Genomic DNA, 24,260 nt, shown 5'->3' with positions numbered 1-24,260 from the left:
TCTCCATCAGGTGACGACCTGGTACTGGAAGCGATCCGAACGGCTGGTGGACTGGGCCAGCTCCACCGGGTGGCCGTCGCGGTCGCGGGAAAGGGTGAACACACTCAGCGCCGGCAAGTGCCGGGGCATCATCAGCAACGCGGCTTCGTCGCGGCTGGGCAAACGGGCGCCGATCAGGCTCAAGGTGCGGGTCAGCGGCATGTCGCGTTCGCTGAGGTATTGGCGCAATGAACCGCCGGTGTAGTCCGCCAGCAACGGCGCGTGACTGGCGCAGTAGCGATGACGGATCAGGCTGACCGGCTGGTGATCGAGCTTGCGCAGGGTTTGCAATTCGATCATCGGCGCCATCTCAGCGATGCCCAGGTGTTGCGCTTCTTCACGGCTGGCGAAGCAGTAGCGGCGCTTGAGCAATACCGCCTCAACGCCGAGCCCCTGTGCGGATAACGACTGGCTGTAAGCGCTGTCGGCGGCCATCGGATAAATCAGCGGCCGCTCCAGCACTTGCGTGCCTTTGCCCTGGCGGCGCAACAGGCTGCCTTCGAACACCAGCTCATCGATGGCGCGGCGCAAGGTATGGCGGTTGACGCCGAAACGTTCCGCCAGCTGGACCTCGGCCGGCAGAAAGTCCCCGGCCGAATAATCCGCCAGCTCACGGCGCAGGATGTCGGCCAATTCGCGGTACACCGGCTCATCTTGTCTAGACAACTGCATGCTTAAAAAAAGCGCCCAGGGGCACCCCTCCGAAATTCAGATGAACTGCTTGCGCAGGCGTTGCGACAGGATGTCGATCAGGCTCACCACGACGATGATCACCAGCAAGACCGCGCAGGTCTGGACAAACTGGAAGGCGCGGATGTTCTCCCAGAGAATCACCCCGATGCCGCCGGCACCGACCATTCCCACCACGGTCGCCGAGCGCACGTTGGCTTCGAAGCGGTACAGCGCGTAGGACACCCACAGCGGCATGACTTGCGGAATCACCCCGTAGATCACCTCTTGCAAGGCACTGGCTCCGGTGGCGCGAACCCCTTCGACCGGGCCCGGATCAATCGCCTCCACGGCTTCGGCGAACAGCTTGGCGAGTACCCCGGTGGTGCTGATCCACAGCGCCAGGACACCGGCAAACGGCCCGAGCCCGACCGCCACGACGAACAACATCGCGAAGACCATTTCGTTGATCGAACGGAAGGCGTCCATGACCCGGCGCAGTGGTTGGTGAATCCACCACGGCGTGATGTTTTCAGAACAGAGAATGCCCAGCGGCACCGAGCAGACAATCGCCAGCACCGTGCCCCAGAGGGCGATTTGTACGGTGACGATCATTTCCTTGAGGTACGCGCGCCATTCATGAAAGTCCGGCGGGAAGAAATCCGCGGCGAAGGTCGCCATGTTTCCCGAGTCGCGGTACAGCGCCATCGGGTTCATCTCGGCGCCGTGCCAGGCCCAGGTCAGCAAGACCAGGAACAGGCCCCAACCGAGGTACTGCGGCCAGGTGCGCTTGCCGACAGCTTCAGCGTGAAGAGTGGTCATGAGGTTTCTCTTAAAAAGCGTTCAAAGAGGCGATGCACAATTCATGGCGGGTACAAAAAACTGTAGGAGTGAGCCTGCTCGCGATGGCGGTGTGTCAGCCGACATCGATGTTGCATGTGCCACCGCTATCGCGAGCAGGCTCACTCCTACATGGACCGCGTCGTGTATCAGCCAGCGTTTGCTGCGCTCTTCTCAGTGTTGGTTTTTTCCAGCAAGGTCAGGCGCTCTTGCAGCTTGGCCAGCTCCGCATCAATCTCCGCCAGGCGCTTGGCCTTGTCCGCCGCTTCCAGCTTGGTGTCGGCATTGACGGTGGTGCGTTGCTTGAACAGCTCAAGCTGACGGATCGGCAGCAATTGGTCGTCGTTCGACTTCAGGAACTTGCCCAACTGCATCCCCGCGAGTACGGCTTTCTCGGATTCGGTGTCGCCGTAACTGAAGATGAAATCGCGGATCTTGGTCTTCTCGCTGTCGCTCAGGGCCTTGCTCCACACCAGCGGGTCGGCGGGGATCAGCGGCGATTTCCAGATCACTTTGAGCAGCGCGGCCTTGTCCGGCTGGGTGACGGCCAGGCGATCCCAGCTTTCCGTGTTGAAGGTCGCGACATCCAGTTGCCCTTTGGCCACGCTCAAGGCGTTGACCTCATGGCTGGAGTTGAGGGTGCGTTTGAACGCGGTGGCGGCATCGACGTTGTTCTTGGCGAACACGTAGTAGCCCGGCACCAGATAGCCAGAAGTGGAGTTAGGATCGCCGTTGCCAAAGGTCAGGTTCTTCGCGTTTTTCAGCATGTCGTCGACGGAGTTGATCGGGCTGTCCTTGCGCACGATCAGCACGCTCCAGTAGCCGGCGGCGCCGCTGGCGGCTGCGGTCTGGGCGAAGATCTCGCCGTTGGAACGGTCCACCGCCTCGATGGCGGCCTTGTTGCCCAGCCAGGCCACGTCGACCTTGTTGAAGCGCATGCCCTGGATCAGGCCGGCATAGTCAGAAGCAAACGTGGCATTGATTTTCAGGCCCGTCTTCTTCTGCATGTCATCCAGAAATGGCTGCCAGATGCTCTTGAGGTTCTGCGAAGACTCGGTGGACATGATGCCGAAGTTGATGGCTTTTTCTTCAGCCTGGGCAGTACCCAGCACACAGCTGGCGAGTAGCGCGGCGCCAGCAAAAACGCGACCGATACGGTTCAACATGGAATTGATTCCTTGGAGTGCGTCGTTGGAAAAATGAGTGTGTTCAACCGCGCGCCAGTACCAGCCGGGGCGCAGGTTCGGGACGGCGGGCCTGGTCGGAAAACATCAGGCTGGTGTCGATGTCGGCACCGTACAAATCGTTGAGGAACTGACTGTTCAGGTCGGCGGCGAGACCATCGAAATGAATCCGTCCACCCTTGAGGGCCACGGCACGCGGGCAATAACGAGTGGCGTAATCCACCTGATGCAGGGTCACGACCACGGTTTTGCCGTCGCGACGGTTGATGTCGGCGAGGATTTCCATGACCTTGCGCGCCGACTCCGGGTCGAGGGAGGCAATCGGTTCATCGGCCAGAATCACTTCGGCACGCTGGGTCAGGGCTCGGGCAATCGCCACGCGCTGCTGTTGGCCGCCGGACAAGGTGGAGGCGCGCTGAGCCGCCAGATCGGCCAGGCCGACGCGGTCCAGGGATTCGAGGGCGAATTGCTTTTCCTGGGCATTGAACAGGCTCAGATTGCCGCGCCAGCGTGGCATCCGGCCCAGGCAACCGAGCAGCACGTTATCGAGCACGCTGAGGCGGTTGACCAGGTTGAACTGCTGGAAGATGTAGCCGATGTCGGCACGCAAGCGACGCACCTTGCCATTCAGCCGTCCGGACGCCTGAACTTCCCGCCCCAGCACTTTAACGCTGCCTCCATTGCTGCGATCGCAACAGGCCAGGCCCGCGAGGTGCCGCAACAAAGTGGACTTGCCGGAGCCGGAAGCGCCAATCAGCGCCACCATCTCACCGGTGGCGATGGTGAGTTCGAGGTCGACCAGTGCGGTCTTGCGCGCAAAGGTCTTGTTCAGATGATCGACATGGATAGCTGCGTTCATGGGCTTCTCTGTCTGGTTGAACAGCCGTCCATGGCCGTTTTGAAGTTCAACCGACTTTAGGCGTGGGCTGTGTCAGCCCTATGACTTGCACATGTCGCTGGATGGGCCATTTGATTAAGGTTTTGTGAAAGGTTGAGTTCTGAAAAACACCGCCCCCCTGTGGGAGCGAGCTTGCTCGCGATAGCGGAGTGTCAGGCACAGTTGATGTCGACTGACACGGCCTCATCGCGAGCAAGCTCGCTCCCACAGGGGTTGGGGTGAATCGTGAATTTCAGCGGGCACAAAAAAGGCGACCCGAAGGTCGCCTTTGTTTACTGCCCGAATTGCCGTCCCAACCCGCCCGGCACGCCATGGATGTCTGTCTCTTCCCATGGCCCGTTCGGGCTGATCGACCGGCTCCAGCCGTTATCCCAGCGGTAGTACGTACGCTGGCGGTAGAAGGTGTTGGTCTGATCATCGAGAACGTACACGCCGAGCTTGGCATCCCAATGGCTGTTGCCACCCGGCGGCGGCGCGAAGCTCGCGGAGGTGCGTGGCAGCGGTTTGGCGGGCTTGGCCGGAATGCCCGGCTTACCCGGTGTCGGTGTCGTGGACGGCGTCGGACGCGGCTGCGACGGCGGGATCGGTGGCAGCCGTTCAGGCTGCTGCGGTTGGACCACGCAAGCGCTTAACCCCAAAACCATACTGAGCAGGGTGATACGAGCGATGGCGGTCATAGTGGCGATTCCTGTCATTTGTCCGGGCTGTCGATGGTCAGTGTTTGCTGCGCGGTGGTGCTGCTGGCCAGAGGCTGGCTGCGACCGATCCATTCACCGGCAGTGGGTTTGCCGGCGCGGGAGATGCGTGCAACCAGTTGGACTTCAGGGAAGTTCGACAGTTTCAACTGCGGCATCATTGCGTCGGCGTCGCCCAGTTCAACGGTCGCCGGCAAGTCGGCCACGGTCAGCCGTTTGGCGGCCAATGGCGCAGGAGGCCCTGCGGTGGCGCGGGCGAAAATGAATACGCTGTCGCCGGGCTGGACCTTGGCTTTCAGCTCTGGCGCCAGATCCACGCGCACCTTGAGCAGTGCCGCCACCTTGGCGGCGGGCGCCTGGGCCACCTTGCCGCCGCTGGCTTCGAGTTTCTCGGTGGCCCGAGTGATGCCGCCTTGCAGCGCGGCGCGGGAACTGTCCTCCGGTGGCAGTTGCACCAGCAGGCGATTCCAGTAGTCGATGGCGTCCTGATAACGCTGGCTTTCAAAGGCAGCAATACCGAGCAAGCCAAGGCTGGTGACTTCTTTCGGATCGGCTTTCAGCGCTTCGTCGGTCAGGGCCTGAACCTTGTCCGACCACTTCTTGCCGTCGGCAAAGTACTGGGCCTGAGCCCATTGGCCCAACAGTTCCGGCTGACGGCCGGCCAGGTTCACCGTGCGTTCGAAGATCTTCGCCGCATCGCCAGGGCGATCCTGAGCCATATAAGTACGACCGAGGAAATACAGGCCTTCTGCCGAATCCGGCTGAGCCTCGACCGCGCGCTCCAGGCGACGGGTCATCTCTTCCATCGACTGCGGCGCCTGGGAGAATTCGCGGGTCAGTTCGACTTTGTCGCTCGCCCCGAAATGCAGGTACAGGCCAAGACCCAACACCGGCACCAGAATCGCCGCCAGCAAGGGCCACGGCTTGCCCAGGCGGGATACGCGCGGCGCCTCGACGCCTTCAGTGTCAGCGAGCAATTCACGGGCGGCTTCGGCGCGACCGGTGTCCATTTGCACGGCGTCGAGAACGCCCTCTTCCTGCTGAGTCTGCAACTCAGCCACGCGCTCCTGATACAGCGCGACGTTCAGGGCCGTACGATCTTCCTCAAGCTGGGCGCGGCGGCCACGCAGAACAGGGATCAGCAGAAAACTCAGGGCAACCAGAAGTAGCAGACCTGCAGCGAGCCAGAAATCAATCATTCTTGGTTTTATCCAACAGGTGGTCGAGGCGCTCACGCTCCTCGGCGGAAAGCTCATCCTTGGTGTCAGCGCGTTGCACGCGACGACGGCGGACGATCACGGCGATGATCACAAAACCGCCCAGCAACAGGCCGGCAGGGCCGAACCAGAGCACAGCAGTCTTGGCGTTCAGAGCGGGTTTGTAGCGGACGAAATCACCGTAGCGGTCGACCATGAAGTCGATGATCTGCTGATTGTCCTTGCCCTCGCCGAGCATGCGAAAAATCTCTTTGCGCAGGTCGGCGGCGATCGGTGCATTGGAATCGGCAATGTCCTGATTCTGGCACTTGGGGCAACGCAGCTCTTTGGTCAGCTCGCGAAAACGCTCGCGATCACCTTCTTTGGCGAACTCGTAGGTGTCGATGGCCGCGTGCGCCACGCCGGCCATGCTCAAACCCAATACCGCGGCGGCTATCCAGCGCTTCATGGCTTGGCCTCATCAACCAGCGCCTGATACTTGGCGGCCAGTTTTTCGCGCCAGACCTGTTCGTCGATCACGCCAACGAACTTGTCGCGGATGATGCCCTTGGCGTCGATGAAGAAAGTTTCCGGAGCGCCGTAAACGCCGAGGTTCAGGCCCAGGGTGCCTTCATCGTCACGAATATCCAGCTGATACGGATTGTGAAACTCCACCAACCACTTCAAGGCGTCAGCGTTGACGTCCTTGTAGTTGATGCCGTAGATCACCACGCCTTTCTCGGCCAGTTTGTTCAGCACCGGATGCTCGACCCGGCAGGAAATGCACCAGGTGCCCCAGACGTTAACCAGCGCTGGTTTACCCAGAATATCGGCCTTGGTCAGGGTTTTGTCGCCCTGCACGGCCGGCAGGGAAAACTCCGGGAACGGCTTGTTGATCATCGCCGAAGGCAGCTCGGCCGGGTCCAGATAGAGCCCGCGATAAAGGAAAACAGCCACCACCAGAAAAATCACCAGTGGCAACAGCATCAACCAACGTCTCATGCCGTGGCTCCCGTCATGCCCAGTGCTTCACGCACACGGCTATTCACCTTGACCCGGTAACGGCGATCCAACGCCGCCAGCAACCCGCCCAAACCGGTGAGCAGACCACCGAACCAGATCCAGCGCACGAACGGTTTGACGTGGACGCGAACGGCCCAGGCGCCATCGCCCAACGGTTCGCCGAGTGCGACGTAGAGGTCGCGGGTGAAACCAGCGTCGATCCCGGCTTCGGTCATCACCGAGTTCTGCACGGTGTAGAGGCGTTTTTCCGGGTGCAACACGCTGACTTCCTTGCCGTCGCGGATCACCCGAACGGTGCCCTTGTCGGAGGTGAAGTTCGGGCCTTCGAAGTGCTTGGCGCCTTCGAACACGAAGTGGTAACCGGCCAGGTCCATGGACTCACCCGGCGCCAGACGCAGGTCGCGCTCGGCACTGTTCTGGCTCGACAGCACGACGCCGAGGGCACACACGGCGATGCCGAGGTGAGCGACCTGCATGCCCCAATAACTGCGGGTCAGGGTCGGCAGGCCTTTGATCAGGCCTTTGTGGCGAGTCTTGTCGAAGATGTCACGTACACCGGCCAGCAACACCCAGGCCGCGAGCATGAACGTCGCGATCACCGCCCAGTTGAAATCGCCATAAGCAACACCCGCTACCACGGCTAAAGCGGCGCTGCCGAGCAACACCGGCGTCAGCATGCTCAACAGCCATTTGACTGGCGTGTCTTTCCAGCGCACCAGCATGCCGACCGCCATCACCATCATCAGCAAGGCCATCAACGGAATGAACAGTGCGTTGAAGTACGGCGGGCCGACCGACAGCTTGGCGCCGGTCATCGCATCGAGAATCAGCGGATACAAGGTGCCGAGCAAAATCATCGAGGCCGCCACCACCAGCACCAGGTTGTTACCCAGCAGCAGAGTTTCCCGGGACCAGAGGTTGAAGCCAACGTGGCTCTTCACCACGGGAGCGCGCAGGGCAAACAGCGTCAGCGAGCCACCGACCACAAACAGCAGGAAGATCAGGATGAACACACCGCGCTCAGGGTCGGACGCAAAGGCGTGAACCGACGTCAGCACGCCGGAACGCACGAGGAAGGTCCCCAGCAAGCTCAGCGAGAAGGCAGCGATGGCCAGCAACACGGTCCAGCTCTTGAACACGCCACGTTTTTCCGTGACCGCCAACGAGTGAATCAGCGCCGTACCCACCAGCCATGGCATGAAGGAGGCGTTTTCCACCGGATCCCAGAACCACCAGCCGCCCCAGCCGAGTTCGTAGTACGCCCACCATGAACCGAGGGTGATGCCGATACCGAGGAAGGCCCAGGCGACGATGGTCCACGGACGGGACCAGCGGGCCCACGCCGCATCAAGACGACCGCCCAGCAGTGCAGCGATGGCGAACGCGAACGCCACGGAGAAACCGACATAGCCCATGTACAGCATCGGCGGATGAACGATCAGGCCGATGTCTTGCAGCAGTGGGTTGAGGTCACGACCGTCCGCAGGAATCTGCGGCAGGATCCGTGCAAACGGGTTGGACGTGAGGATCAGGAACAGCAGGAAACCCGTGCTGATCATACCCATCACCGCCAGTACGCGAGCCAGCATCACTTGCGGCAACTGCCGGGAGAACACCGACACCGCGAAGGTCCAGCCGCCGAGGATCAACGCCCACAGCAGCAACGACCCTTCGTGAGCGCCCCACACCGCGCTGAACTTGTAGTACCACGGCAACGCGCTGTTGGAGTTGCTGGCTACATAGGCGACGGAGAAATCGTCGGACATGAAGGCGTAAGTCAGGCAACCGAAGGAGAACAGCAGAAACGCGAACTGCCCCCAGGCGGCCGGTTGGGCGAGGCTCATCCACAAGCGGTCACCGCGCCAGGCACCAAGCAACGGCACCACGGCCTGAACCAGCGCGAAACACAGCGCCAGAATCATGGCCAGATGGCCGAGTTCAGGAATATAGAGTCCAGACGTCATCGATCAACCCTCCTTCGCGGGCGTTGGAGCAGATTGACCGCTGTCTTTCAAAGCCTTGGTCACTTCTGGCGGCATGTACTTCTCGTCGTGCTTGGCCAGCACTTCGTCGGCCACCACCACGCCGTCGGCGTTGAGCTTGCCCAGGGCAACGATGCCCTGCCCTTCGCGGAACAGGTCCGGAAGGATGCCGCGGTAGCTGATGGTCACGGATTTACTGAAGTCGGTGACGACGAATTTCACGTCCAGCGAATCGCCGGAACGTTGCAGCGAACCTTTCTCGACCATGCCGCCAGCGCGGATCCGCGTGTCTTGCGGGGCTTCGCCGTTGGCGATCTGGGTCGGGGTGTAAAACAGATTGATGTTCTGCTGCAGGGCGCTCAGGGCCAGGCCGACGGCAGCACCGACACCGACCAGGATCGCGAGAATGATGATAAGACGCTTTTTGCGCAGCGGATTCACTTGCCGTTCTCCCGGCGCAAACGACGCGCCTCTTGTTGCAGATACCGCTTGCGGGCCAGGATTGGCGCCGCCACGTTGAGGGCCAGCACCGCCAGGCAGATGCCATAGGCTGACCAGACATACAGGGCATGATGGCCCATGGCGAGGAAGTCGCCGAATGAAGCAAAACTCATCGAGCGGCCTCCAGACTGTTCTGCACTTCGGCCTTGACCCAACTGGCGCGGGCTTCGCGCTTGAGCACTTCAAGACGCATGCGCAGCAGCAACACCGCGCCGAAGAAACAGTAGAAACCCAGCACCGTCAGCAGCAGTGGCAGCCACATCTCGGCGGGCATCGCCGGTTTTTCGGTGAGGGTGAACGTCGCGCCCTGGTGCAGGGTGTTCCACCACTCCACCGAGTATTTGATGATCGGGATGTTGATCACGCCGACAATCGCCAATACCGCGCAGGCCTTGGCGGCACTGTCACGATTGCTGATCGCGTTGCCCAGCGCAATAAGACCGAAGTACAGAAACAGCAGAATAAGCATGGACGTAAGTCGTGCATCCCAGACCCACCACGAACCCCAGGTCGGTTTGCCCCAGATCGCGCCGGTGACCAGCGCCACGGCGGTCATCCAGGCGCCGATGGGCGCCGCGCATTGCAGGGCGACGTCAGCCAGCTTCATCTTCCACACCAGCCCGACGATGCCGCACACAGCCAGCATCACGTAGATGGACTGGGCCAGCATGGCGGCCGGAACGTGGATATAAATGATGCGAAAGCTGTTGCCTTGCTGGTAGTCCGGCGGCGCGAAGGCCAGGCCCCACACTACACCAACGCTGATCAGCAGCAACGCCGCGACACTCAGCCACGGCAGCAGTTTGCCACTGATGCCGTAAAACCATTTGGGCGAGCCGAGCTTATGAAACCAAGTCCAGTTCATTACTGTTTCCATCACGGTTGCTCTTCGCTATGAAGAGCCAGGGTCTTTACTGATCAAATTTTGACCAGACCTCATTATTCGCCGACGCTGATCTTCAGGCCAGCAGCTATTGCAAAAGGTGTCAGTGTTATCGCCAGAGCGGTCAGGCTACCAAGCCACAGGAGATAACCGGTCGCCGGCATGCCCTGCAATGCCGCCTGCAAGGCGCCACTGCCGAGAATCAACACCGGGATGTACAACGGCAGGATCAGCAGCGCCAGCAACAGGCCACCGCGCTTCAATCCCACCGTCAGGGCTGCGCCCACCGCACCGAGCAGGCTCAGCACCGGTGTACCCAGCAACAACGAAAGCAGCAACACCGGCAGACAGGCGGTTGGCAAACCGAGCATCAATGCCAGCAATGGAGCGAGCAAAACCAGTGCCAGGCCAGAGAAGGACCAGTGTGCCAGTACCTTGGCCAAAACCAGAAGAGGCAGGGGGTGCGACGAAAGGACCCACTGTTCAAGCGATCCGTCTTCGAAATCACTGCGGAAAAGCCCGTCCAGCGAGAGCAAAACCGATAAAAGGGCCGCTACCCAGACCAGTCCCGGAGACAAGGTTTGCAACAATTGAGACTCGGGTCCGACCGCCAACGGGAACAGGGAAACCACGATCGCGAAGAATACCAGCGGATTGGCCAGTTCCGCAGGACGGCGGAACAGCAATCGGGCCTCACGGGCGACCAACAGGCCGAAAACACTCATACGGCCCAATTCCCCAGATCAATATCGCGATAGCCGGCCGGCATCCGGGTCAGCGTGTGGTGAGTGGTCAAGACCACCATGCCACCGCGCTCGCAGTGTGCGGCCAGGTGTTCTTCGAGTTGCGCCACGCCTTGTTTGTCGAGCGCGGTGAACGGTTCATCGAGGATCCATAGCGGCGGGCATTCCAGGTACAACCGCGCCAACGCGACCCGGCGTTGCTGCCCGGCAGACAGCGTGTGGCAAGGAACATCCTCGAAACCGCGCAGTCCGACCGCCGTCAGCGCCTGCCAGATCGCCTCATGGGAGGCCGGTTGATGCAAGGCGCACAGCCAGCTCAGGTTTTCTTCCGGCGTCAGCAGATCCTTGATCCCGGCGGCATGGCCGATCCACAGCAGGTTGCGCGCCAGCTCAAAGCGTTGCTCGTTCAACGGCTGGCCGTTGAGCAGCACCTGACCGGCAGTCGGCTGCATCAGACCGCAAAGCAGACGTAAAAGGCTGGTTTTGCCACTGCCGTTGGGGCCGCTGATTTGCAACATTTCGCCACTGGCCAGTCTCAATTCGAGATTTTCGAAGAGCAGCCGAAGGTCTCGCTCACAGGCGAGGGCAACGGTTTGCAGGACAGGACTGGTCAAGAGATCACGGGCCTTTTGGGTTCAAGTCGGCAGTGGAGCGGCCGTTAAAGATATGCAGGATAAATGCATTGGCGGCCCGTTCTAAGGAGCTGGATCAAGTATTTGAAATGTTTTCAGCGCCCCGGATACAACGGGGCGGCATTATACATGCCATGCCCTACTCTAAAGAGGGCAATTTCCTCAGGTTGTGACCGCGTATGACAGGCGAAATGAACATCCTCCCGCTACCGCAGACCACCCCCGCGACTTCGCGGCCGCTGGTGGTGAGTGGCGACCTGCTGAAGTTACTGACGCCGATGGAGGGCCTGATCACTGCGGGCCAGACCGCCAAGGCCGAAGTGCTGTCGCTCAAGCAGGCGGATCAGACCTTTCAACTGTTGCTCAAGGTCACCCTCGACAGTGGTCGTCAGACCACGGTCCAGGCCACCAGCACCCAGCCGCTGCCTCAGGGCACCAGCCTGGCGATCACCCAGCCGTCGGCGGGTAATCTGGCCGTCACCGTGCAACAGGCCATCGCCTCCAGCGTTGCCACCCTCACCCGTATCGACACCGCGCAACTGCCGGTCGGCACGCTGCTGCAAGGCAAAGTGCTGACCTCCCAGGTGTTGCCGCAGGTGCCGGGCCAGCCGACGGTGTTCCGCTCGATGGTGAGCTTGCTCAACACCGCGTTGAGCGGCAGCACCCTGAGCATCGACAGCCCGACGCCGCTGCGCATCGGCACCTTGCTGAGCGCGCTGGTGCAGGACACCCAGACGCTGAAGTTCGTGCCATTGAGCAGCCGCCAGGAGCAATTGGCAGTGACCCAACAACTGGTCAGCCAACAGAGCCGCCAAGGCTCGCTGGATGGCCTGCTCAAACTCCTGCAAAACCTGCCGTCCTCGAATCAGACGTCCAGCGATCTGCGTGCTGCCGTCGACAAGTTGCTCGCCGGCCTGCCCGATGTTCAACAACTCAGCACGCCAAAGGGGCTGGCCCAGGCACTGGCCAATAGCGGGCTGTTCCTTGAAGCCAAACTGCTCAGCGGTCAGAACCCGACACTGGCCCCGGACATGAAAGGCGATCTGCTCAAGCTGATCGCACAACTGACGCCCGGCCTGCCGGCCAACACCAATTTGAACGCGATCATTGCCGCCAACACACTGGCCCAGGCCATGCCGAACTTTGTACGCAGCGCCCTCGGCATGCTCGGTCAGGTCAGCGCCAAACCGCAGCCAACCAGCTTCCCGCTGCCCGAGCGTCTACTCCAAAGCATGGACGGCGAAGGCGATCTCGAGCACTTGCTGCGTTTGGCAGCAGCGGCCGTTTCGCGCCTGCAAAGCCATCAGTTGTCGAGCCTGGAACAGACCGGCGTGACTGACGACGGTCGGTTGATGAGCACCTGGCAACTGGAAATCCCGATGCGCAATTTGCAGGACATCGTGCCGTTGCAGGTCAAGTTCCAGCGCGAAGAAGCGCCCGAGAAGGAACAGCAGAACGAACGCCGCGACGAGCGCGAACCCAAACAACAATTGTGGCGAGTGGACCTGGCGTTCGACATGGAGCCCTTGGGCCCGTTGCAGATTCAGGCACAACTGATCAAAGGCAGCCTGTCCAGCCAGCTGTGGGCCGAACGCCCTTACACCGCCAGCCTGATCGAAAGTAACCTGGCCGAACTGCGCCTGCGTCTGCTGGCGTCCGGCCTGAATGTCGGCGATCTCGATTGTCACCTCGGCACACCGCCACAAGGCCCCCAAACTCGCCTCGAACAACGCTGGGTCGACGAAACCGCATGAAAAACCCCAACACCCCGCGCCAGGCCATCGCCCTCAAGTACGACGGTAACCACGCCCCTACCCTCACGGCCAAAGGTGACGAAGCACTGGCCGAAGCCATTCTGAAGATTGCCCGCGATTATGAAGTGCCCATCTACGAAAACGCCGAGTTGGTGAAGCTGCTGGCGCGGATGGAATTGGGGGAAAGTATTCCGGAGGAGTTGTATCGCACGATTGCGGAGATTATTGCGTTTGCGTGGAATTTGAAGGGTAAGTTTCCCGAGGGGCAAGATCCGGATGCGCCGATGGTCGAGAAGGACATTACCGATCGCGGCGACGACTATTGATGATCGTTCCCACGCTCCGCGTGGGAATGCAGCCCGTGACGCTCCGCGTCACATTCAACAGCGGAACGCGGAGCGTCCCAAGAGGCATTCCCACGCAGAGCGTGGGAACGATCTTGGGTAGGCGTCAGTTCTTGTGAAGCTTACTCATCAACTCCGCCTCAGCCTGGGTCAACCCGCAAGACTGAGTCAGTTCATCGACGCTCGCGCCCATCCCGACCAGTTTTGCCGCCTGGGCAAACGACAGGCTCGACGGATCGCGCTGTTCCAGCTGAGCCAGTTTGTCCGGCAACGGGCCAACCACTGCGCGCAGTTCATGCAGGTCTTCACCCATGCGCACGTTGCCGCTCTGGTAGTCCTCGACGCGCTTGGCCAGGTCCTTGATGCGCTGATCGCGCAGCGCATCGCCCTGAGCCTGCTGCGCGGCGATCAGTCGTTGGCCTCGTATGTACGCCAGAAACATCGCCAGCGTGCCTGCCCAAAAGAGGAACAGGACAATGACCGCTACCTCAAGAATCAATCAGATGTTCTCCAGGTCCGACCATTCTTCTTCGCTCATCATCTTGTCCAGCTCGACCAGGATCAGCAGTTCGTTGTTCTTGTTGCACACGCCTTGAATGAACTTGGCGGACTCTTCGTTACCGACGTTCGGCGCGGTCTCGATTTCCGACTGACGCAGGTAAACCACTTCGGCCACGCTGTCGACCATGATCCCGACGACTTGCTTGTCGGCTTCGATGATGACGATACGGGTGTTGTCGCTGATCTCGGCATTCATCAGGCCGAAGCGCTGACGGGTGTCGATCACGGTGACTACGTTACCGCGCAGGTTGATGATGCCCAGCACGTAGCTCGGGGCACCGGGGACCGGGGCGATCTCGGTGTAACGCAGGACTTCCTGAACGCGCATCACGTTGATGCCGTAGGTTTCATTGTCCAGTTTGAAGGTTACCCATTGCAGGATCGGATCTTCAGAACCTTTTGCATTCGTCGCTTGATTACTCATACCCTGACCCCTCGAAAAACCGCTTCTGGCGGTGTGTGTTCTGTTGGCGGCATTCAACAATGCCGTCGCATACTTGTTATGTCGGCAGCTATGTCGGTTTGTGTAGCGGCTTGATGCCACCCATGTGCTTTGCCCCGCCGCTGGCGATCAACTCGGCCAGGGCGGAAACGTCCAGCAGCGCACACATGTGCTCAATCACCGTGCCGGCGAGCCATGGCCGCTGACCTCGATGACTTCTCCATTTGATTTCGTTCGGGTCCAGGCGCAATGAGCGGCTGACCTGATGCACCGCCAGCCCCCACTCGTAGCCTTGAACCGAAATAACGTATTGCAGGCCCTGGCGGAAATCGTCGCGGTAGCGGTCAGGCATGACCCAACGCGCGGTGTCCAATACTTTCAGGTTGCCGGCCTGGCTTGGCAGGATCCCGAGGAACCACTCCGGCTGACCGAACAGCGGTGTCAGCTCGTGACCGGCCAAAGAATAAATCGAGCCCAGGCACACCAGCGGCACGGCCAGGGTAAGCCCGGCGACATCGAACAACAGGCATTCGAACGGTTCGGCGGCCCAGGACGGACGACCATCGGTTTCCACTGGTGGTGGCGTGTTGCTCGGTGGCAGGTGGACGTCGACCACCGGCGGCACCAGGGCTTGCAGCAACGGTGCGATGGTCGATACCGGCGCGAGAACCGGCGCTGGTGCGTCGATCACGGCTACCGGTGCTTTCGCCACGGGCGCTGCTACCGGTGCGGCAACCACGGCGGGTTTCTGCGCATCGCGAGCCTGCTCTTCGAGCACCGCTGCCTGGAACTCGTCCAGCGCAGCTTCAACTTCGACCGCTTCAACAACCTCAACGATTTCAACCAGCGCTTCGATTTCCGGCGGCAACTCTTCAGTCGCCTCCATCAGCAAGCTGTCCAGATAGGACTGCAGCGCGAGTTGCGGGCGCGAGGTGATTTTTACCGGGCGGTTCATCTCACGCCACCTGCGGGACAAGTTGTGCGGCCAGCAGGTGCTTGAGCAGTGCGCGGTACGCGAGAACACCACGGCTCTTGCCGTCGAACTGCGAAGGCGTCACGCCGGCCCGGCTGGCATCGCGCAAGCGGGTATCGACCGGGATGTAGCCCTGCCAGATTTCTTCCGGATACTTGTCGCGCAACACCCGCAGCGTGCCGAGGGACGCCTGCGTGCGGCGGTCGAACAAGGTCGGCACGATGCTGAACGGCAGCGCCTGTTTACGCGAACGGTTGATCATCGCCAGGGTATTGACCATGCGCTCCAGGCCTTTGACCGCCAGGTGTTCGGTCTGCACCGGAATCACCAATTGCTGGCTCGCCGCCAAGGCATTGACCATCAGCACGCCGAGCAACGGCGGGCTGTCGATCACGGCGTAATCGAAGTCCTGCCAAAGTTGCGCCAGGCTCTTGGCAATCACCAGGCCCAGGCCACTCTGCCCCGGCGACTGGCGCTCGAGGGTCGCGAGTGCGGTGCTCGACGGCAACAGCGAAATACTCTCGTGGCTGGTGGGCAACAGCAACTGACCGGGCAAGCCTTGCGGCACACTGCCCTTGTGCAGGAACAGGTCGTAGCTGCTGTGTTCCAGGCTGTCGGGGTCGTAACCGAAGTAGCTGGTCATGGAGCCGTGGGGGTCGAGATCGACCACAACCACGCGCTTGCCCGCCTCGGCCAGCAAACCGGCTAAAGCGATAGAGGAAGTGGTTTTACCAACACCACCCTTTTGATTGGCGACTGCCCAGACTCTCATTCGGATTGTTCCTCCCGGTCGAAATGGTCGACCGAGGAAAAGCTCAACGTATTAATGCGGGTGACGGAGAATTGACGGCACTCTCTCGTCCCGGCGACTTGACCGGGGTCGGTGCAGTTTGTGTGCCAGCACGCTTCAACGCGGCATCCGGTTTCGCATTGGCGGTTCCGGTGCCCGTGAGGCTGCGGCGTACATCGAGATTTCGTGACACCACCAGCACCACCCGACGGTTACGCGCCCGGCCCTCGGCAGTGGCGTTGTTGGCCACTGGCTGGAACTCGCCGTAACCCACCGACGCCAGACGACCGGGGTTCACACCCTGCATCGCCAGCATGCGCACGATGCTCGCCGAACGGGCCGAGGACAGCTCCCAGTTGGTCGGGTACTGCGCGGTGCGGATCGGTTGATCGTCAGTGAAGCCTTCGACGTGAATCGGGTTGTCGAACGGCTTCAGAATCGCGGCAACCTTGTCGATGATGTTGAACGCGATGTCGCTGGGCATGGCGTCGCCGCTGCCGAACAACAGGCTGGAATTGAGTTCGATCTCAACCCACAGCTCGTTGCCGCGAATGGTCATCTGGTTGGAGCTGATCAGGTCGCCGAACGCGGCGCTGATGTCGTCGGCGATGCTTTTGAGCGGATCGCTGGCACCCGCGATACCGGCGTCGACCTGCTCGGCGTCTTTAACCAGCGGCTTGGCCGGGGTCACGGTCTTCGGCCGCTCGTCACCGATCGGGATCGGCTTGAGGGCACGGTCGGAGTCGGTGAAGACCCCGATCAACGCCTCGGAAATGACCTTGTACTTGCCTTCGTTGATCGAAGAGATCGAGTACATCACGACGAAGAAAGCGAACAGCAACGTAATAAAGTCGGCGTACGAAACCAGCCAACGTTCATGGTTTACATGTTCTTCAGGTTGCCGACGACGAGCCATAGTCCATTACCCCCATCAATCCATGAAGCCCTGAAGCTTCAACTCAATAGAGCGAGGGTTTTCACCTTCGGCGATCGACAGAATGCCTTCCAACAACATTTCGCGATAACGCGACTGCCGCAAAGCGACGGACTTGAGTTTGGCGGCAATCGGCAGCAGCACCAGGTTGGCACTGGCCACGCCGTAGATGGTCGCGACGAAGGCTACGGCAATGCCGCTACCCAGCTGCGATGGATCGGCCAGGTTGCCCATCACATGGATCAGGCCCATCACCGCACCGATGATGCCGATGGTCGGCGCGTAGCCACCCATGCTTTCGAAGACTTTGGCGGCTTCGATGTCGCGGCTTTCCTGGGTGTAGAAATCCACTTCCAGGATGCTGCGGATCGCTTCCGGCTCGGCGCCATCCACCAGCAGTTGCAGGCCTTTGCGCGAGTAGTTGTCCGATTCGGCGTCGGCTACTCCTTCCAGGCCGAGCAGGCCTTCCTTGCGCGCGGTCAGGCTCCAGCTGACGACGCGATCAACGCCACCGGCGAGGTCGATGCGCGGAGGAAACAGGATCCAGGCCAGAATCTGCATGGCGCGCTTGAAGGCGCTCATCGGCGCCTGCAACAGCGCCGCACCGATGGTCCCACCGAGTACGATCAACGCCGCCGGGCCGTTGGCCAGGGCGCCGAGGTGGCCGCCTTCAAGGTAGTTGCCGCCAATGATGGCGACGAACGCCATGATGATCCCGATGAGGCTTAAAACATCCATCAGATACAAGCCTCGACCAGATGCTTGCCAATATCGTCCAGGCCGTACACCGCATCGGCGAGTTCGGCTTTGACGATGGCCATCGGCATGCCGTAGATCACGCAGCTGGCTTCATCCTGAGCCCAGATCGAGCTGCCGCCCTGCTTGAGCAGACGCGCGCCTTCGCGACCATCGGCGCCCATGCCGGTCAACACAACCGCCAGAACTTTGTCACCGTAAGTCTTGGCCGCGGAACCGAAGGTGATGTCCACGCACGGCTTGTAGTTCAGACGTTCATCGCCCGGGAGGATTTTCACCGCGCCACGGCCGTCGATCATCATTTGCTTGCCACCCGGCGCCAGCAACGCCAGGCCCGGACGCAGGATGTCGCCATCCTCGGCTTCCTTGACGCTGATGCGACAAAGCTTGTCCAGACGTTCGGCGAAGGCCTTGGTGAAGGCGGCTGGCATGTGCTGGATCAATACGATCGGAGCGGGGAAATTGGCCGGCAATTGGGTCAGAACCCGCTGCAGGGCAACCGGACCACCAGTGGACGTACCAATGGCGACCAGTTTGTAAGCTTTGCGTTTCGGCGCGGGCGACGACGAGGCCGGGGCGTGCGTACGCGCCGGAATCGGAGCCGGTGCCGGACGCGCAGGCGCGCTGCTGCCGTAGCTGCTGACGCTCGAAGGTGCAGGCGTCGGGGCGGGTGCGGCGACAGGTGCCGGAGCGCTGTAGGTGTTGGCGCGACGGTTACTGCGCGAGATGCTGAGAATCTTCTCGCACAGCAGTTGCTTGACCTTCTCCGGGTTGCGGGAGATGTCTTCGAAATTCTTCGGCAGGAAATCCACCGCGCCAGCGTCCAGCGCGTCGAGGGTTACCCGAGCGCCTTCGTGGGTCAGCGAAGAGAACATCAACACCGGCGTCGGGCAGCGCTGCATGATGTGCCGCACCGCCGTGATGCCATCCATCATCGGCATCTCGTAGTCCATGGTGATCACGTCTGGCTTGAGGGCCAGCGCCTGATCAATCGCCTCTTTTCCGTTGGTCGCCGTGCCGACGACCTGGATATTCGGATCCGCTGAAAGAATTTCCGAGACGCGGCGGCGGAAAAACCCCGAATCGTCCACCACCAGGACTTTAACTGCCATAAACACTCCGTTAGACGGAGCGAGGCTCAGTCGCCCCGCTCCACCAGAATCAAATACGCCGTGCGGCGTAACGCTTGAGCATGCTCGGAACATCGAGAATCAGCGCAATGCGGCCGTCACCGGTGATGGTGGCGCCGGACATGCCCGGGGTTCCCTGGAGCATTTTGCCCAATGGCTTGATGACCACTTCTTCCTGGCCCACCAGTTGATCGACGACGAAGCCGATCCGCTGAGTGCCCACCGAAAGGATCACCACATGGCCTTCGCGCTGCTCTTCGTGAGCGGCGGAGCTGACCAGCCAGCGTTTGAGGTAGAACAATGGCAGCGCCTTGTCCCGCACGATCACCACTTCCTGGCCGTCCACGACGTTGGTGGTCGACAGGTCGAGGTGGAAGATTTCGTTGACGTTCACCAGCGGGAACGCAAACGCCTGGTTGCCCAGCATGACCATCAGCGTCGGCATGATCGCCAGGGTCAACGGGACCTTGATGACGATCTTCGAGCCCTTGCCCTTGGTCGAATAGATATTGATGGTGCCGTTGAGCTGGGCGATTTTGGTTTTCACCACGTCCATGCCCACGCCGCGTCCGGAGACATCGGAAATTTCGGTCTTGGTCGAGAAGCCCGGCGCGAAGATCAGGTTGAAGCAATCGGATTCGCTGAGGCGATCCGCTGCATCCTTGTCCATCAAGCCTTTCTTCACGGCAATGCCGCGCAGAACATCGGCGTCCATGCCCTTGCCGTCATCGGAGATCGACAGCAGGATGTGGTCGCCTTCCTGTTCAGCGGACAGGATCACCTTGCCGCTGCGAGGCTTGCCCATCGCTTCGCGCTCGGCCGGCTCTTCAATACCGTGGTCGACCGAGTTGCGCACCAAGTGGACCAGCGGGTCGGCCAGGGCCTCGACGAGGTTCTTGTCGAGGTCGGTTTCTTCGCCGACCAGTTCCAGGTTGATCTCTTTCTTGAGCTGACGAGCCAGGTCGCGAACCAGACGCGGGAAACGTCCGAAGACCTTCTTGATCGGTTGCATCCGGGTCTTCATGACCGCGGTTTGCAGGTCGGCCGTGACCACGTCGAGGTTCGACACGGCCTTGGACATGGCTTCGTCGCCGCTGTTGAGGCCCAGACGGACCAAGCGGTTACGCACCAGTACCAACTCGCCAACCATGTTCATGATTTCGTCGAGACGCGCGGTGTCGACCCGCACGGTGGTCTCGGCTTCGCTGGCCGGCTTTTCCGGTGGCGGTGCGGCCGGCGCACGGGCCGGAGCCGGTGCTGCAGCAGCGGCAGGCTTCGGCGCTTCGGCTTTAGGCTCGGGCGCTTTGGCTACAGGTTTCGCAGCCGGTGCTGGCGCCTTGGCGACAGGAGCAGAAACCACTGCGCCAGTGCCAACCTCGGTGAACTTGCCTTTGCCGTGCAATTCGTCGAGCAGCGACTCGAACTCGTGATCGGAGATCAGATCGCCGCCAGCCGCTTTAGCGGTTGGCGCAGCCGGGGCCGGGACCGCAGCAATGGCCGATTCCAGCGCATCAACGGCAAAGTTACCCTTGCCGTGCAACTGATCGAGCAGTGCTTCGAACTCGTCGTCGGTGATATCGGAGCTGTCGCCTGCCGCTTTCGGGGCAGCCGGTGCGGCTGGCGCCGGGGCTACCGCATCGACGGCGAACTGGCCTTTACCGTGCAGTTGATCGAGCAACGACTCGAACTCGGCATCGGTGATTTCGTCGCTGGCCGCCGCATTGCTGCTCGGCGCTGGCACAGCTGCCGGGGCTTCTGCCTGAGCCTTGACGGCGTTCAGCGAGTCCAGCAGTTGTTCGAATTCGTTATCGGTGATGTCACCCGATTCGCTCTCGGCGGCAGGTTCTTCCACCACCTCGGCGACCGGTGCCGTTTCATCGGCGGTTTGCGGCTCGGCCAGACGGGCCAGTGCCGCAAGCAATTCTGGCGTGGCAGCCGTGATCGGGCTGCGTTCGCGGACTTCGGTAAACATGCCGTTCACCGCATCCAGCGCTTCGAGAACCACGTCCATCAGTTCCGAGTCGACGCGGCGTTCACCCTTGCGCAGGATGTCGAACACGTTCTCGGCGATGTGACAGCACTCCACCAGCTCGTTGAGCTGGAGGAAGCCGGCGCCTCCTTTTACAGTGTGAAAACCGCGAAAAATTGCATTGAGCAAGTCCGCATCGTCTGGTCGGCTTTCAAGCTCGACCAGCTGTTCGGACAGTTGCTCTAGAATCTCGCCGGCCTCAACCAGGAAATCCTGAAGGATCTCTTCATCGGCGCCGAAGCTCATTAAGGGGGTGCTCCTAAAGGTCTAAAAACCTAAAAACCTAAAATCCAAGACTGGATAGCAAATCGTCCACATCGTCCTGACCGGACACAACGTCTTCTCTTTTATCGGCATGAATCTGCGGACCTTCACCCTGAGAGAGATGTTTTTGCGGATCTTTTTCTGCAAGCATCGCTTCACGGTCATGTTCGATGCCCGCAAAGCGGTCCACCTGACTGGCCATAAGCACGAGCTTGAGCAGGTTGCTTTCAACTTCGGTGACCAATTGGGTCACGCGCTTGATCACCTGACCGGTGAGGTCCTGGTAATCCTGAGCGAGCAGAATGTCGTTGAGGTTGCTCGACACAACGCGATTGTCTTCGCTGCTGCGTGTCAGGAAACCGTCGACTCGCCGGGCCAGCTCGCGGAACTCTTCAGCCCCGACTTCGCGACGCATGAACCGTCCCCAGTCGGTGCTCAAGGCCTGGGCTTCGTTGCTCAGGCCGTTGACCAGCGGCGTGGCGTTTTCCACCAGGTCCATGGTGCGGTTGGCAGCCGCCTCGGTCAGCTTGACCACATAACCCAGACGCTCGGTGGCATCCGTGATCTGCGAGACTTCCTCGGCTTGCGGCATGTGCGGGTCAATCTGGAAATTGACGATCGCGCTATGCAGCTCGCGAGTGAGCTTGCCCACTTCCTGATACAGGCCACGGTCACGGGTCTGATTGAGCTCATGGATCAGTTGCACAGCGTCGCCGAACCTGCCTTTTTCAAGGCTTTCGACCAGTTCGACCGCGTGTTTTTTCAGAGTCGATTCGAAATCGCCCTGTGAAGACTCGTTATGCTCCATAGCTCCCCCGTGGCGCAGTGGCTTCGCACATCAACCGATGCGTTCGAAAATCTTCTCGATTTTTTCTTTTAACGCCTGGGCCGTGAAGGGCTTGACCACATAGCCGTTAACACCGGCCTGGGCTGCCTCGATGATCTGCTCGCGCTTGGCTTCAGCGGTCACCATCAGCACCGGCAGGTGCTTGAGCTTTTCATCGGCACGCACGTGGCGCAGCAGGTCGATACCGGTCATGCCAGGCATGTTCCAGTCTGTTACCAGAAAGTCGATGCTGCCGCTGTTGAGAACCGGAATGGCAGTAGTGCCATCGTCGGCCTCGACTGTGTTGGTGAACCCAAGGTCACGCAACAGGTTTTTAATGATCCGCCGCATCGTTGAGAAGTCATCAACGATGAGGATTTTCATGTTCTTGTCCAATTCGACCTCCAAGCAGTCTTAAACGCGCCCAGCACCTGGACGCGCCATTTCAATCAATCCGGCAAAGCACTCAATGACTGTCTGGAGCACAACAGATCGGGACCGGTAAGGTTCAACACCCCACCCGCCGCGTTCGCAGTGTCCCCACACTGCCTTCAGCGCGCTCGCCACTCCCCCAAACGCCCCCGCAAACGGGCCGCGCACTGGCTGTGTAACTGGCTGACCCGAGATTCGCTGACCCCCAGGACCTCACCGATTTCCTTGAGATTCAACTCTTCGTCGTAGTACAGCGCCAACACCAGTCGCTCACGCTCCGGCAAATTGGCAATCGCGTCCGCCAGCGCCGCCTGGAAGCGTTCATCTTCCAGATCGCGTGACGGCTCGAGATGAGCACTGGCGCCATCCTCGTGCAGCCCTTCGTGTTCGCCGTCCTGCAACAGATCGTCGAAACTGAATAACCGGCTGCCCAGGGTGTCGTTCAAAATCCCGTAATAATCGTCGAGACTCAATTGGAGTTCGGCCGCAACCTCGTGATCTTTAGCGTCACGGCCGGTTTTAGCTTCAATAGAGCGAATTGCGTCGCTGACCATCCGGGTATTGCGGTGGACCGAACGTGGCGCCCAGTCCCCCTTGCGTACTTCATCGAGCATCGCGCCACGGATTCGAATGCCCGCGTACGTCTCGAAACTCGCGCCTTTGCTGGCGTCGTATTTGGTCGACACTTCAAGCAGGCCAATCATTCCGGCCTGGATCAGATCTTCCACCTGGACACTGGCCGGCAGACGCGCCAGCAAGTGGTAGGCAATGCGTTTAACCAGTGGCGCGTAACGCTCGATCAGCTCGTACTGCGCGTCACGTGCCGACTTCTTGTAGAGGTTGTAGCCACTGGCTGTCATAGCACAGGTCCTGCGGTTTGTTGCACGAGGCGCTCGACGAAAAACTCCAGGTGCCCACGCGGGTTGGCAGGCAGCGGCCAAGTATCGACCTTCTGTGCAATGGCCTTGAACGCCAGTGAGCACTTGGACCGCGGAAAGGCTTCGTAGACGGCGCGCTGCTTCTGCACGGCCTTGCGCACACTTTCGTCGTAAGGCACCGCGCCGACGTATTGTAAGGCGACGTCAAGGAAGCGATCCGTGACCTTGGTCAACTTGGCGAACAGGTTGCGACCTTCCTGCGGGCTCTGGGCCATGTTGGCCAGGACGCGGAAGCGGTTCATGCCGTAATCGCGGTTCAGCAGTTTGATCAGTGCGTAGGCATCTGTGATCGAGGTCGGTTCGTCGCAGACCACCAGCAAGACTTCTTGCGCTGCGCGAACGAAACTGACGACCGAGTCACCAATGCCCGCAGCGGTGTCGATCACCAGCACGTCGAGGTTGTCGCCGATATCGCTGAACGCCTGGATCAGGCCGGCGTGTTGCGCCGGGCTTAAATGAACCATGCTCTGTGTGCCGGACGCGGCCGGGACGATGCGAATGCCGCCAGGGCCCTGCAACAGTACGTCGCGCAGCTCACAGCGGCCTTCGATCACGTCGGCCAAAGTACGTTTGGGTGTCAGTCCCAGCAGGACGTCGACGTTCGCCAGCCCCAGATCAGCGTCCAGCAGCATGACGCGCCGGCCGAGCTCAGCTAGAGCCAGGGACAAGTTCACTGACACGTTAGTCTTCCCGACGCCACCTTTGCCGCCGGTCACCGCGATCACCTGTACGGGATGCATGCTGCCCATGAATTTTCTTTACCTTGTCTTACTTAGACGGAGGCCACATTACTGGCTGCGCG

Annotated in this window: 28 protein-coding genes; 2 read left to right on the top strand and 26 right to left on the bottom strand. The window is 60.7% G+C overall.

What is annotated here, in order from left to right; translation table 11 throughout:
* Positions 1-6: 6 nt before the first annotated feature.
* From phnF to ccmA, 14 genes are all read right to left on the bottom strand, one after another.
* Positions 7-711 (bottom strand): phosphonate metabolism transcriptional regulator PhnF, encoded by a 705-nt coding sequence (gene phnF, locus AC3IUE_RS08570; protein ID WP_489266737.1) that lies wholly within the window; start codon positions 709-711, stop codon positions 7-9.
* Between the two features lie 36 nt (positions 712-747).
* Positions 748-1,530 carry a phosphonate ABC transporter, permease protein PhnE gene (phnE, locus tag AC3IUE_RS08565; RefSeq protein ID WP_461997441.1) on the bottom strand — a complete coding sequence of 261 codons (783 nt, stop codon included), beginning with the start codon at positions 1,528-1,530 and terminating at the stop codon, positions 748-750.
* A 167-nt stretch (positions 1,531-1,697) separates the two neighbouring features.
* Positions 1,698-2,714, bottom strand: coding sequence for a phosphonate ABC transporter substrate-binding protein (phnD, locus tag AC3IUE_RS08560; protein ID WP_489266735.1), 1,017 nt, complete (start codon positions 2,712-2,714; stop codon positions 1,698-1,700).
* A gap of 43 nt (positions 2,715-2,757) precedes the next feature.
* Positions 2,758-3,591, bottom strand: a complete 834-nt coding sequence (gene phnC, locus AC3IUE_RS08555) for a phosphonate ABC transporter ATP-binding protein (RefSeq protein WP_452627645.1) — start codon at positions 3,589-3,591, stop codon at positions 2,758-2,760.
* Positions 3,592-3,902: 311 nt separating this feature from the next.
* Positions 3,903-4,307: a hypothetical protein gene (locus AC3IUE_RS08550; protein WP_056742060.1), complete on the bottom strand. Its 405-nt coding sequence runs from the start codon at positions 4,305-4,307 to the stop codon at positions 3,903-3,905.
* A gap of 14 nt (positions 4,308-4,321) precedes the next feature.
* Positions 4,322-5,524, bottom strand: a complete 1,203-nt coding sequence (gene ccmI, locus AC3IUE_RS08545; protein WP_489266732.1) for a c-type cytochrome biogenesis protein CcmI — start codon at positions 5,522-5,524, stop codon at positions 4,322-4,324.
* Positions 5,517-5,990, bottom strand: coding sequence for a cytochrome c-type biogenesis protein (locus AC3IUE_RS08540; protein WP_008145552.1), 474 nt, complete (start codon positions 5,988-5,990; stop codon positions 5,517-5,519). The genes ccmI and AC3IUE_RS08540 overlap by 8 nt, the downstream gene beginning before the upstream one ends.
* The gene (locus AC3IUE_RS08535; protein WP_033056022.1) at positions 5,987-6,523 is read right to left on the bottom strand and encodes a DsbE family thiol:disulfide interchange protein; all 537 of its coding nucleotides are present in this window, start codon (positions 6,521-6,523) and stop codon (positions 5,987-5,989) included. Before AC3IUE_RS08535 ends, AC3IUE_RS08540 begins: the two co-directional genes overlap by 4 nt.
* A complete protein-coding gene (locus AC3IUE_RS08530; RefSeq protein WP_461997438.1) occupies positions 6,520-8,508 on the bottom strand; it encodes a heme lyase CcmF/NrfE family subunit in 1,989 nt (662 codons plus the stop codon). The genes AC3IUE_RS08535 and AC3IUE_RS08530 overlap by 4 nt, the downstream gene beginning before the upstream one ends.
* Before the next feature lie 3 nt (positions 8,509-8,511).
* Complete coding sequence (gene ccmE, locus AC3IUE_RS08525) at positions 8,512-8,967, bottom strand: cytochrome c maturation protein CcmE (RefSeq protein WP_056742064.1); 456 nt, start codon at positions 8,965-8,967, stop codon at positions 8,512-8,514.
* Complete coding sequence (ccmD, locus tag AC3IUE_RS08520) at positions 8,964-9,140, bottom strand: heme exporter protein CcmD (protein WP_008145547.1); 177 nt, start codon at positions 9,138-9,140, stop codon at positions 8,964-8,966. Before ccmD ends, ccmE begins: the two co-directional genes overlap by 4 nt.
* A complete protein-coding gene (locus AC3IUE_RS08515) occupies positions 9,137-9,892 on the bottom strand; it encodes a heme ABC transporter permease (protein WP_111451896.1) in 756 nt (251 codons plus the stop codon). Before AC3IUE_RS08515 ends, ccmD begins: the two co-directional genes overlap by 4 nt.
* A 74-nt stretch (positions 9,893-9,966) precedes the next feature.
* On the bottom strand, positions 9,967-10,635 hold the full coding sequence (gene ccmB / locus AC3IUE_RS08510; RefSeq protein WP_008155797.1) for a heme exporter protein CcmB: 669 nt from the start codon (positions 10,633-10,635) through the stop codon (positions 9,967-9,969).
* Positions 10,632-11,267: a cytochrome c biogenesis heme-transporting ATPase CcmA gene (gene ccmA / locus AC3IUE_RS08505; protein WP_046046360.1), complete on the bottom strand. Its 636-nt coding sequence runs from the start codon at positions 11,265-11,267 to the stop codon at positions 10,632-10,634. The genes ccmB and ccmA overlap by 4 nt, the downstream gene beginning before the upstream one ends.
* A gap of 197 nt (positions 11,268-11,464) precedes the next feature.
* Here ccmA and fliK point away from each other — a divergent pair, with 197 nt between their 5' ends.
* The gene (gene fliK / locus AC3IUE_RS08500) at positions 11,465-13,039 is read left to right on the top strand and encodes a flagellar hook-length control protein FliK (protein WP_489266727.1); all 1,575 of its coding nucleotides are present in this window, start codon (positions 11,465-11,467) and stop codon (positions 13,037-13,039) included.
* Positions 13,036-13,365, top strand: coding sequence for an EscU/YscU/HrcU family type III secretion system export apparatus switch protein (locus tag AC3IUE_RS08495; protein WP_056742067.1), 330 nt, complete (start codon positions 13,036-13,038; stop codon positions 13,363-13,365). The genes fliK and AC3IUE_RS08495 overlap by 4 nt, the downstream gene beginning before the upstream one ends.
* A 124-nt stretch (positions 13,366-13,489) precedes the next feature.
* Here the strand turns inward: AC3IUE_RS08495 and AC3IUE_RS08490 are convergent, their stop codons facing one another.
* From AC3IUE_RS08490 to fleN, 12 genes are all read right to left on the bottom strand, one after another.
* Positions 13,490-13,882: a DUF2802 domain-containing protein gene (locus AC3IUE_RS08490; RefSeq protein WP_056742068.1), complete on the bottom strand. Its 393-nt coding sequence runs from the start codon at positions 13,880-13,882 to the stop codon at positions 13,490-13,492.
* Complete coding sequence (locus tag AC3IUE_RS08485; RefSeq protein ID WP_008155806.1) at positions 13,883-14,368, bottom strand: chemotaxis protein CheW; 486 nt, start codon at positions 14,366-14,368, stop codon at positions 13,883-13,885.
* A gap of 88 nt (positions 14,369-14,456) precedes the next feature.
* On the bottom strand, positions 14,457-15,341 hold the full coding sequence (locus tag AC3IUE_RS08480; RefSeq protein ID WP_489266723.1) for a CheW domain-containing protein: 885 nt from the start codon (positions 15,339-15,341) through the stop codon (positions 14,457-14,459).
* A 1-nt stretch (position 15,342) separates the two neighbouring features.
* Complete coding sequence (locus AC3IUE_RS08475) at positions 15,343-16,131, bottom strand: ParA family protein (protein ID WP_046046365.1); 789 nt, start codon at positions 16,129-16,131, stop codon at positions 15,343-15,345.
* 43 nt (positions 16,132-16,174) lie between these two features.
* On the bottom strand, positions 16,175-17,065 hold the full coding sequence (gene motD / locus AC3IUE_RS08470) for a flagellar motor protein MotD (protein ID WP_008155811.1): 891 nt from the start codon (positions 17,063-17,065) through the stop codon (positions 16,175-16,177).
* A 15-nt stretch (positions 17,066-17,080) separates the two neighbouring features.
* The gene (locus AC3IUE_RS08465) at positions 17,081-17,821 is read right to left on the bottom strand and encodes a flagellar motor protein (protein WP_056742071.1); all 741 of its coding nucleotides are present in this window, start codon (positions 17,819-17,821) and stop codon (positions 17,081-17,083) included.
* Entirely contained in the window at positions 17,821-18,951 is a 1,131-nt protein-coding gene (locus AC3IUE_RS08460; protein ID WP_461997435.1) for a protein-glutamate methylesterase/protein-glutamine glutaminase, read from the bottom strand. Before AC3IUE_RS08460 ends, AC3IUE_RS08465 begins: the two co-directional genes overlap by 1 nt.
* A 49-nt stretch (positions 18,952-19,000) precedes the next feature.
* A complete protein-coding gene (locus tag AC3IUE_RS08455; RefSeq protein ID WP_461997434.1) occupies positions 19,001-21,244 on the bottom strand; it encodes a chemotaxis protein CheA in 2,244 nt (747 codons plus the stop codon).
* 37 nt (positions 21,245-21,281) lie between these two features.
* Entirely contained in the window at positions 21,282-22,070 is a 789-nt protein-coding gene (locus AC3IUE_RS08450; RefSeq protein ID WP_046046370.1) for a protein phosphatase CheZ, read from the bottom strand.
* Positions 22,071-22,100: 30 nt separating this feature from the next.
* Complete coding sequence (locus AC3IUE_RS08445) at positions 22,101-22,472, bottom strand: chemotaxis response regulator CheY (RefSeq protein ID WP_003183998.1); 372 nt, start codon at positions 22,470-22,472, stop codon at positions 22,101-22,103.
* A 167-nt stretch (positions 22,473-22,639) separates the two neighbouring features.
* Complete coding sequence (fliA, locus tag AC3IUE_RS08440) at positions 22,640-23,380, bottom strand: RNA polymerase sigma factor FliA (protein ID WP_007894214.1); 741 nt, start codon at positions 23,378-23,380, stop codon at positions 22,640-22,642.
* Entirely contained in the window at positions 23,377-24,207 is an 831-nt protein-coding gene (fleN, locus tag AC3IUE_RS08435; RefSeq protein WP_008001746.1) for a flagellar synthesis regulator FleN, read from the bottom strand. Before fleN ends, fliA begins: the two co-directional genes overlap by 4 nt.
* Positions 24,208-24,260 lie beyond the last annotated feature (53 nt).

It is taken from the genome of Pseudomonas sp. GL_093, from assembly GCF_057837605.1.
This window is presented reverse-complemented; position numbering and strand designations above follow the sequence as displayed.

Excerpts from the sequence above, each read along its gene's own strand:
- phnF (WP_489266737.1), bottom strand. The coding sequence starts at position 711 with ATGCAGTTGTCTAGACAAGATGAGCCGGTGTACCGCGAATTGGCCGAC.
- phnE (WP_461997441.1), bottom strand. The coding sequence starts at position 1,530 with ATGACCACTCTTCACGCTGAAGCTGTCGGCAAGCGCACCTGGCCGCAG.
- phnD (WP_489266735.1), bottom strand. The coding sequence starts at position 2,714 with ATGTTGAACCGTATCGGTCGCGTTTTTGCTGGCGCCGCGCTACTCGCC.
- phnC (WP_452627645.1), bottom strand. The coding sequence starts at position 3,591 with ATGAACGCAGCTATCCATGTCGATCATCTGAACAAGACCTTTGCGCGC.
- AC3IUE_RS08550 (WP_056742060.1), bottom strand. The coding sequence starts at position 4,307 with ATGACCGCCATCGCTCGTATCACCCTGCTCAGTATGGTTTTGGGGTTA.
- ccmI (WP_489266732.1), bottom strand. The coding sequence starts at position 5,524 with ATGATTGATTTCTGGCTCGCTGCAGGTCTGCTACTTCTGGTTGCCCTG.
- AC3IUE_RS08540 (WP_008145552.1), bottom strand. The coding sequence starts at position 5,990 with ATGAAGCGCTGGATAGCCGCCGCGGTATTGGGTTTGAGCATGGCCGGC.
- AC3IUE_RS08535 (WP_033056022.1), bottom strand. The coding sequence starts at position 6,523 with ATGAGACGTTGGTTGATGCTGTTGCCACTGGTGATTTTTCTGGTGGTG.
- AC3IUE_RS08530 (WP_461997438.1), bottom strand. The coding sequence starts at position 8,508 with ATGACGTCTGGACTCTATATTCCTGAACTCGGCCATCTGGCCATGATT.
- ccmD (WP_008145547.1), bottom strand. The coding sequence starts at position 9,140 with ATGAGTTTTGCTTCATTCGGCGACTTCCTCGCCATGGGCCATCATGCC.
- AC3IUE_RS08515 (WP_111451896.1), bottom strand. The coding sequence starts at position 9,892 with ATGAACTGGACTTGGTTTCATAAGCTCGGCTCGCCCAAATGGTTTTAC.
- ccmB (WP_008155797.1), bottom strand. The coding sequence starts at position 10,635 with ATGAGTGTTTTCGGCCTGTTGGTCGCCCGTGAGGCCCGATTGCTGTTC.
- fliK (WP_489266727.1), top strand. The coding sequence starts at position 11,465 with ATGACAGGCGAAATGAACATCCTCCCGCTACCGCAGACCACCCCCGCG.
- AC3IUE_RS08495 (WP_056742067.1), top strand. The coding sequence starts at position 13,036 with ATGAAAAACCCCAACACCCCGCGCCAGGCCATCGCCCTCAAGTACGAC.
- AC3IUE_RS08485 (WP_008155806.1), bottom strand. The coding sequence starts at position 14,368 with ATGAGTAATCAAGCGACGAATGCAAAAGGTTCTGAAGATCCGATCCTG.
- AC3IUE_RS08480 (WP_489266723.1), bottom strand. The coding sequence starts at position 15,341 with ATGAACCGCCCGGTAAAAATCACCTCGCGCCCGCAACTCGCGCTGCAG.
- AC3IUE_RS08475 (WP_046046365.1), bottom strand. The coding sequence starts at position 16,131 with ATGAGAGTCTGGGCAGTCGCCAATCAAAAGGGTGGTGTTGGTAAAACC.
- motD (WP_008155811.1), bottom strand. The coding sequence starts at position 17,065 with ATGGCTCGTCGTCGGCAACCTGAAGAACATGTAAACCATGAACGTTGG.
- AC3IUE_RS08465 (WP_056742071.1), bottom strand. The coding sequence starts at position 17,821 with ATGGATGTTTTAAGCCTCATCGGGATCATCATGGCGTTCGTCGCCATC.
- AC3IUE_RS08460 (WP_461997435.1), bottom strand. The coding sequence starts at position 18,951 with ATGGCAGTTAAAGTCCTGGTGGTGGACGATTCGGGGTTTTTCCGCCGC.
- AC3IUE_RS08455 (WP_461997434.1), bottom strand. The coding sequence starts at position 21,244 with ATGAGCTTCGGCGCCGATGAAGAGATCCTTCAGGATTTCCTGGTTGAG.
- AC3IUE_RS08450 (WP_046046370.1), bottom strand. The coding sequence starts at position 22,070 with ATGGAGCATAACGAGTCTTCACAGGGCGATTTCGAATCGACTCTGAAA.
- AC3IUE_RS08445 (WP_003183998.1), bottom strand. The coding sequence starts at position 22,472 with ATGAAAATCCTCATCGTTGATGACTTCTCAACGATGCGGCGGATCATT.
- fliA (WP_007894214.1), bottom strand. The coding sequence starts at position 23,380 with ATGACAGCCAGTGGCTACAACCTCTACAAGAAGTCGGCACGTGACGCG.
- fleN (WP_008001746.1), bottom strand. The coding sequence starts at position 24,207 with ATGGGCAGCATGCATCCCGTACAGGTGATCGCGGTGACCGGCGGCAAA.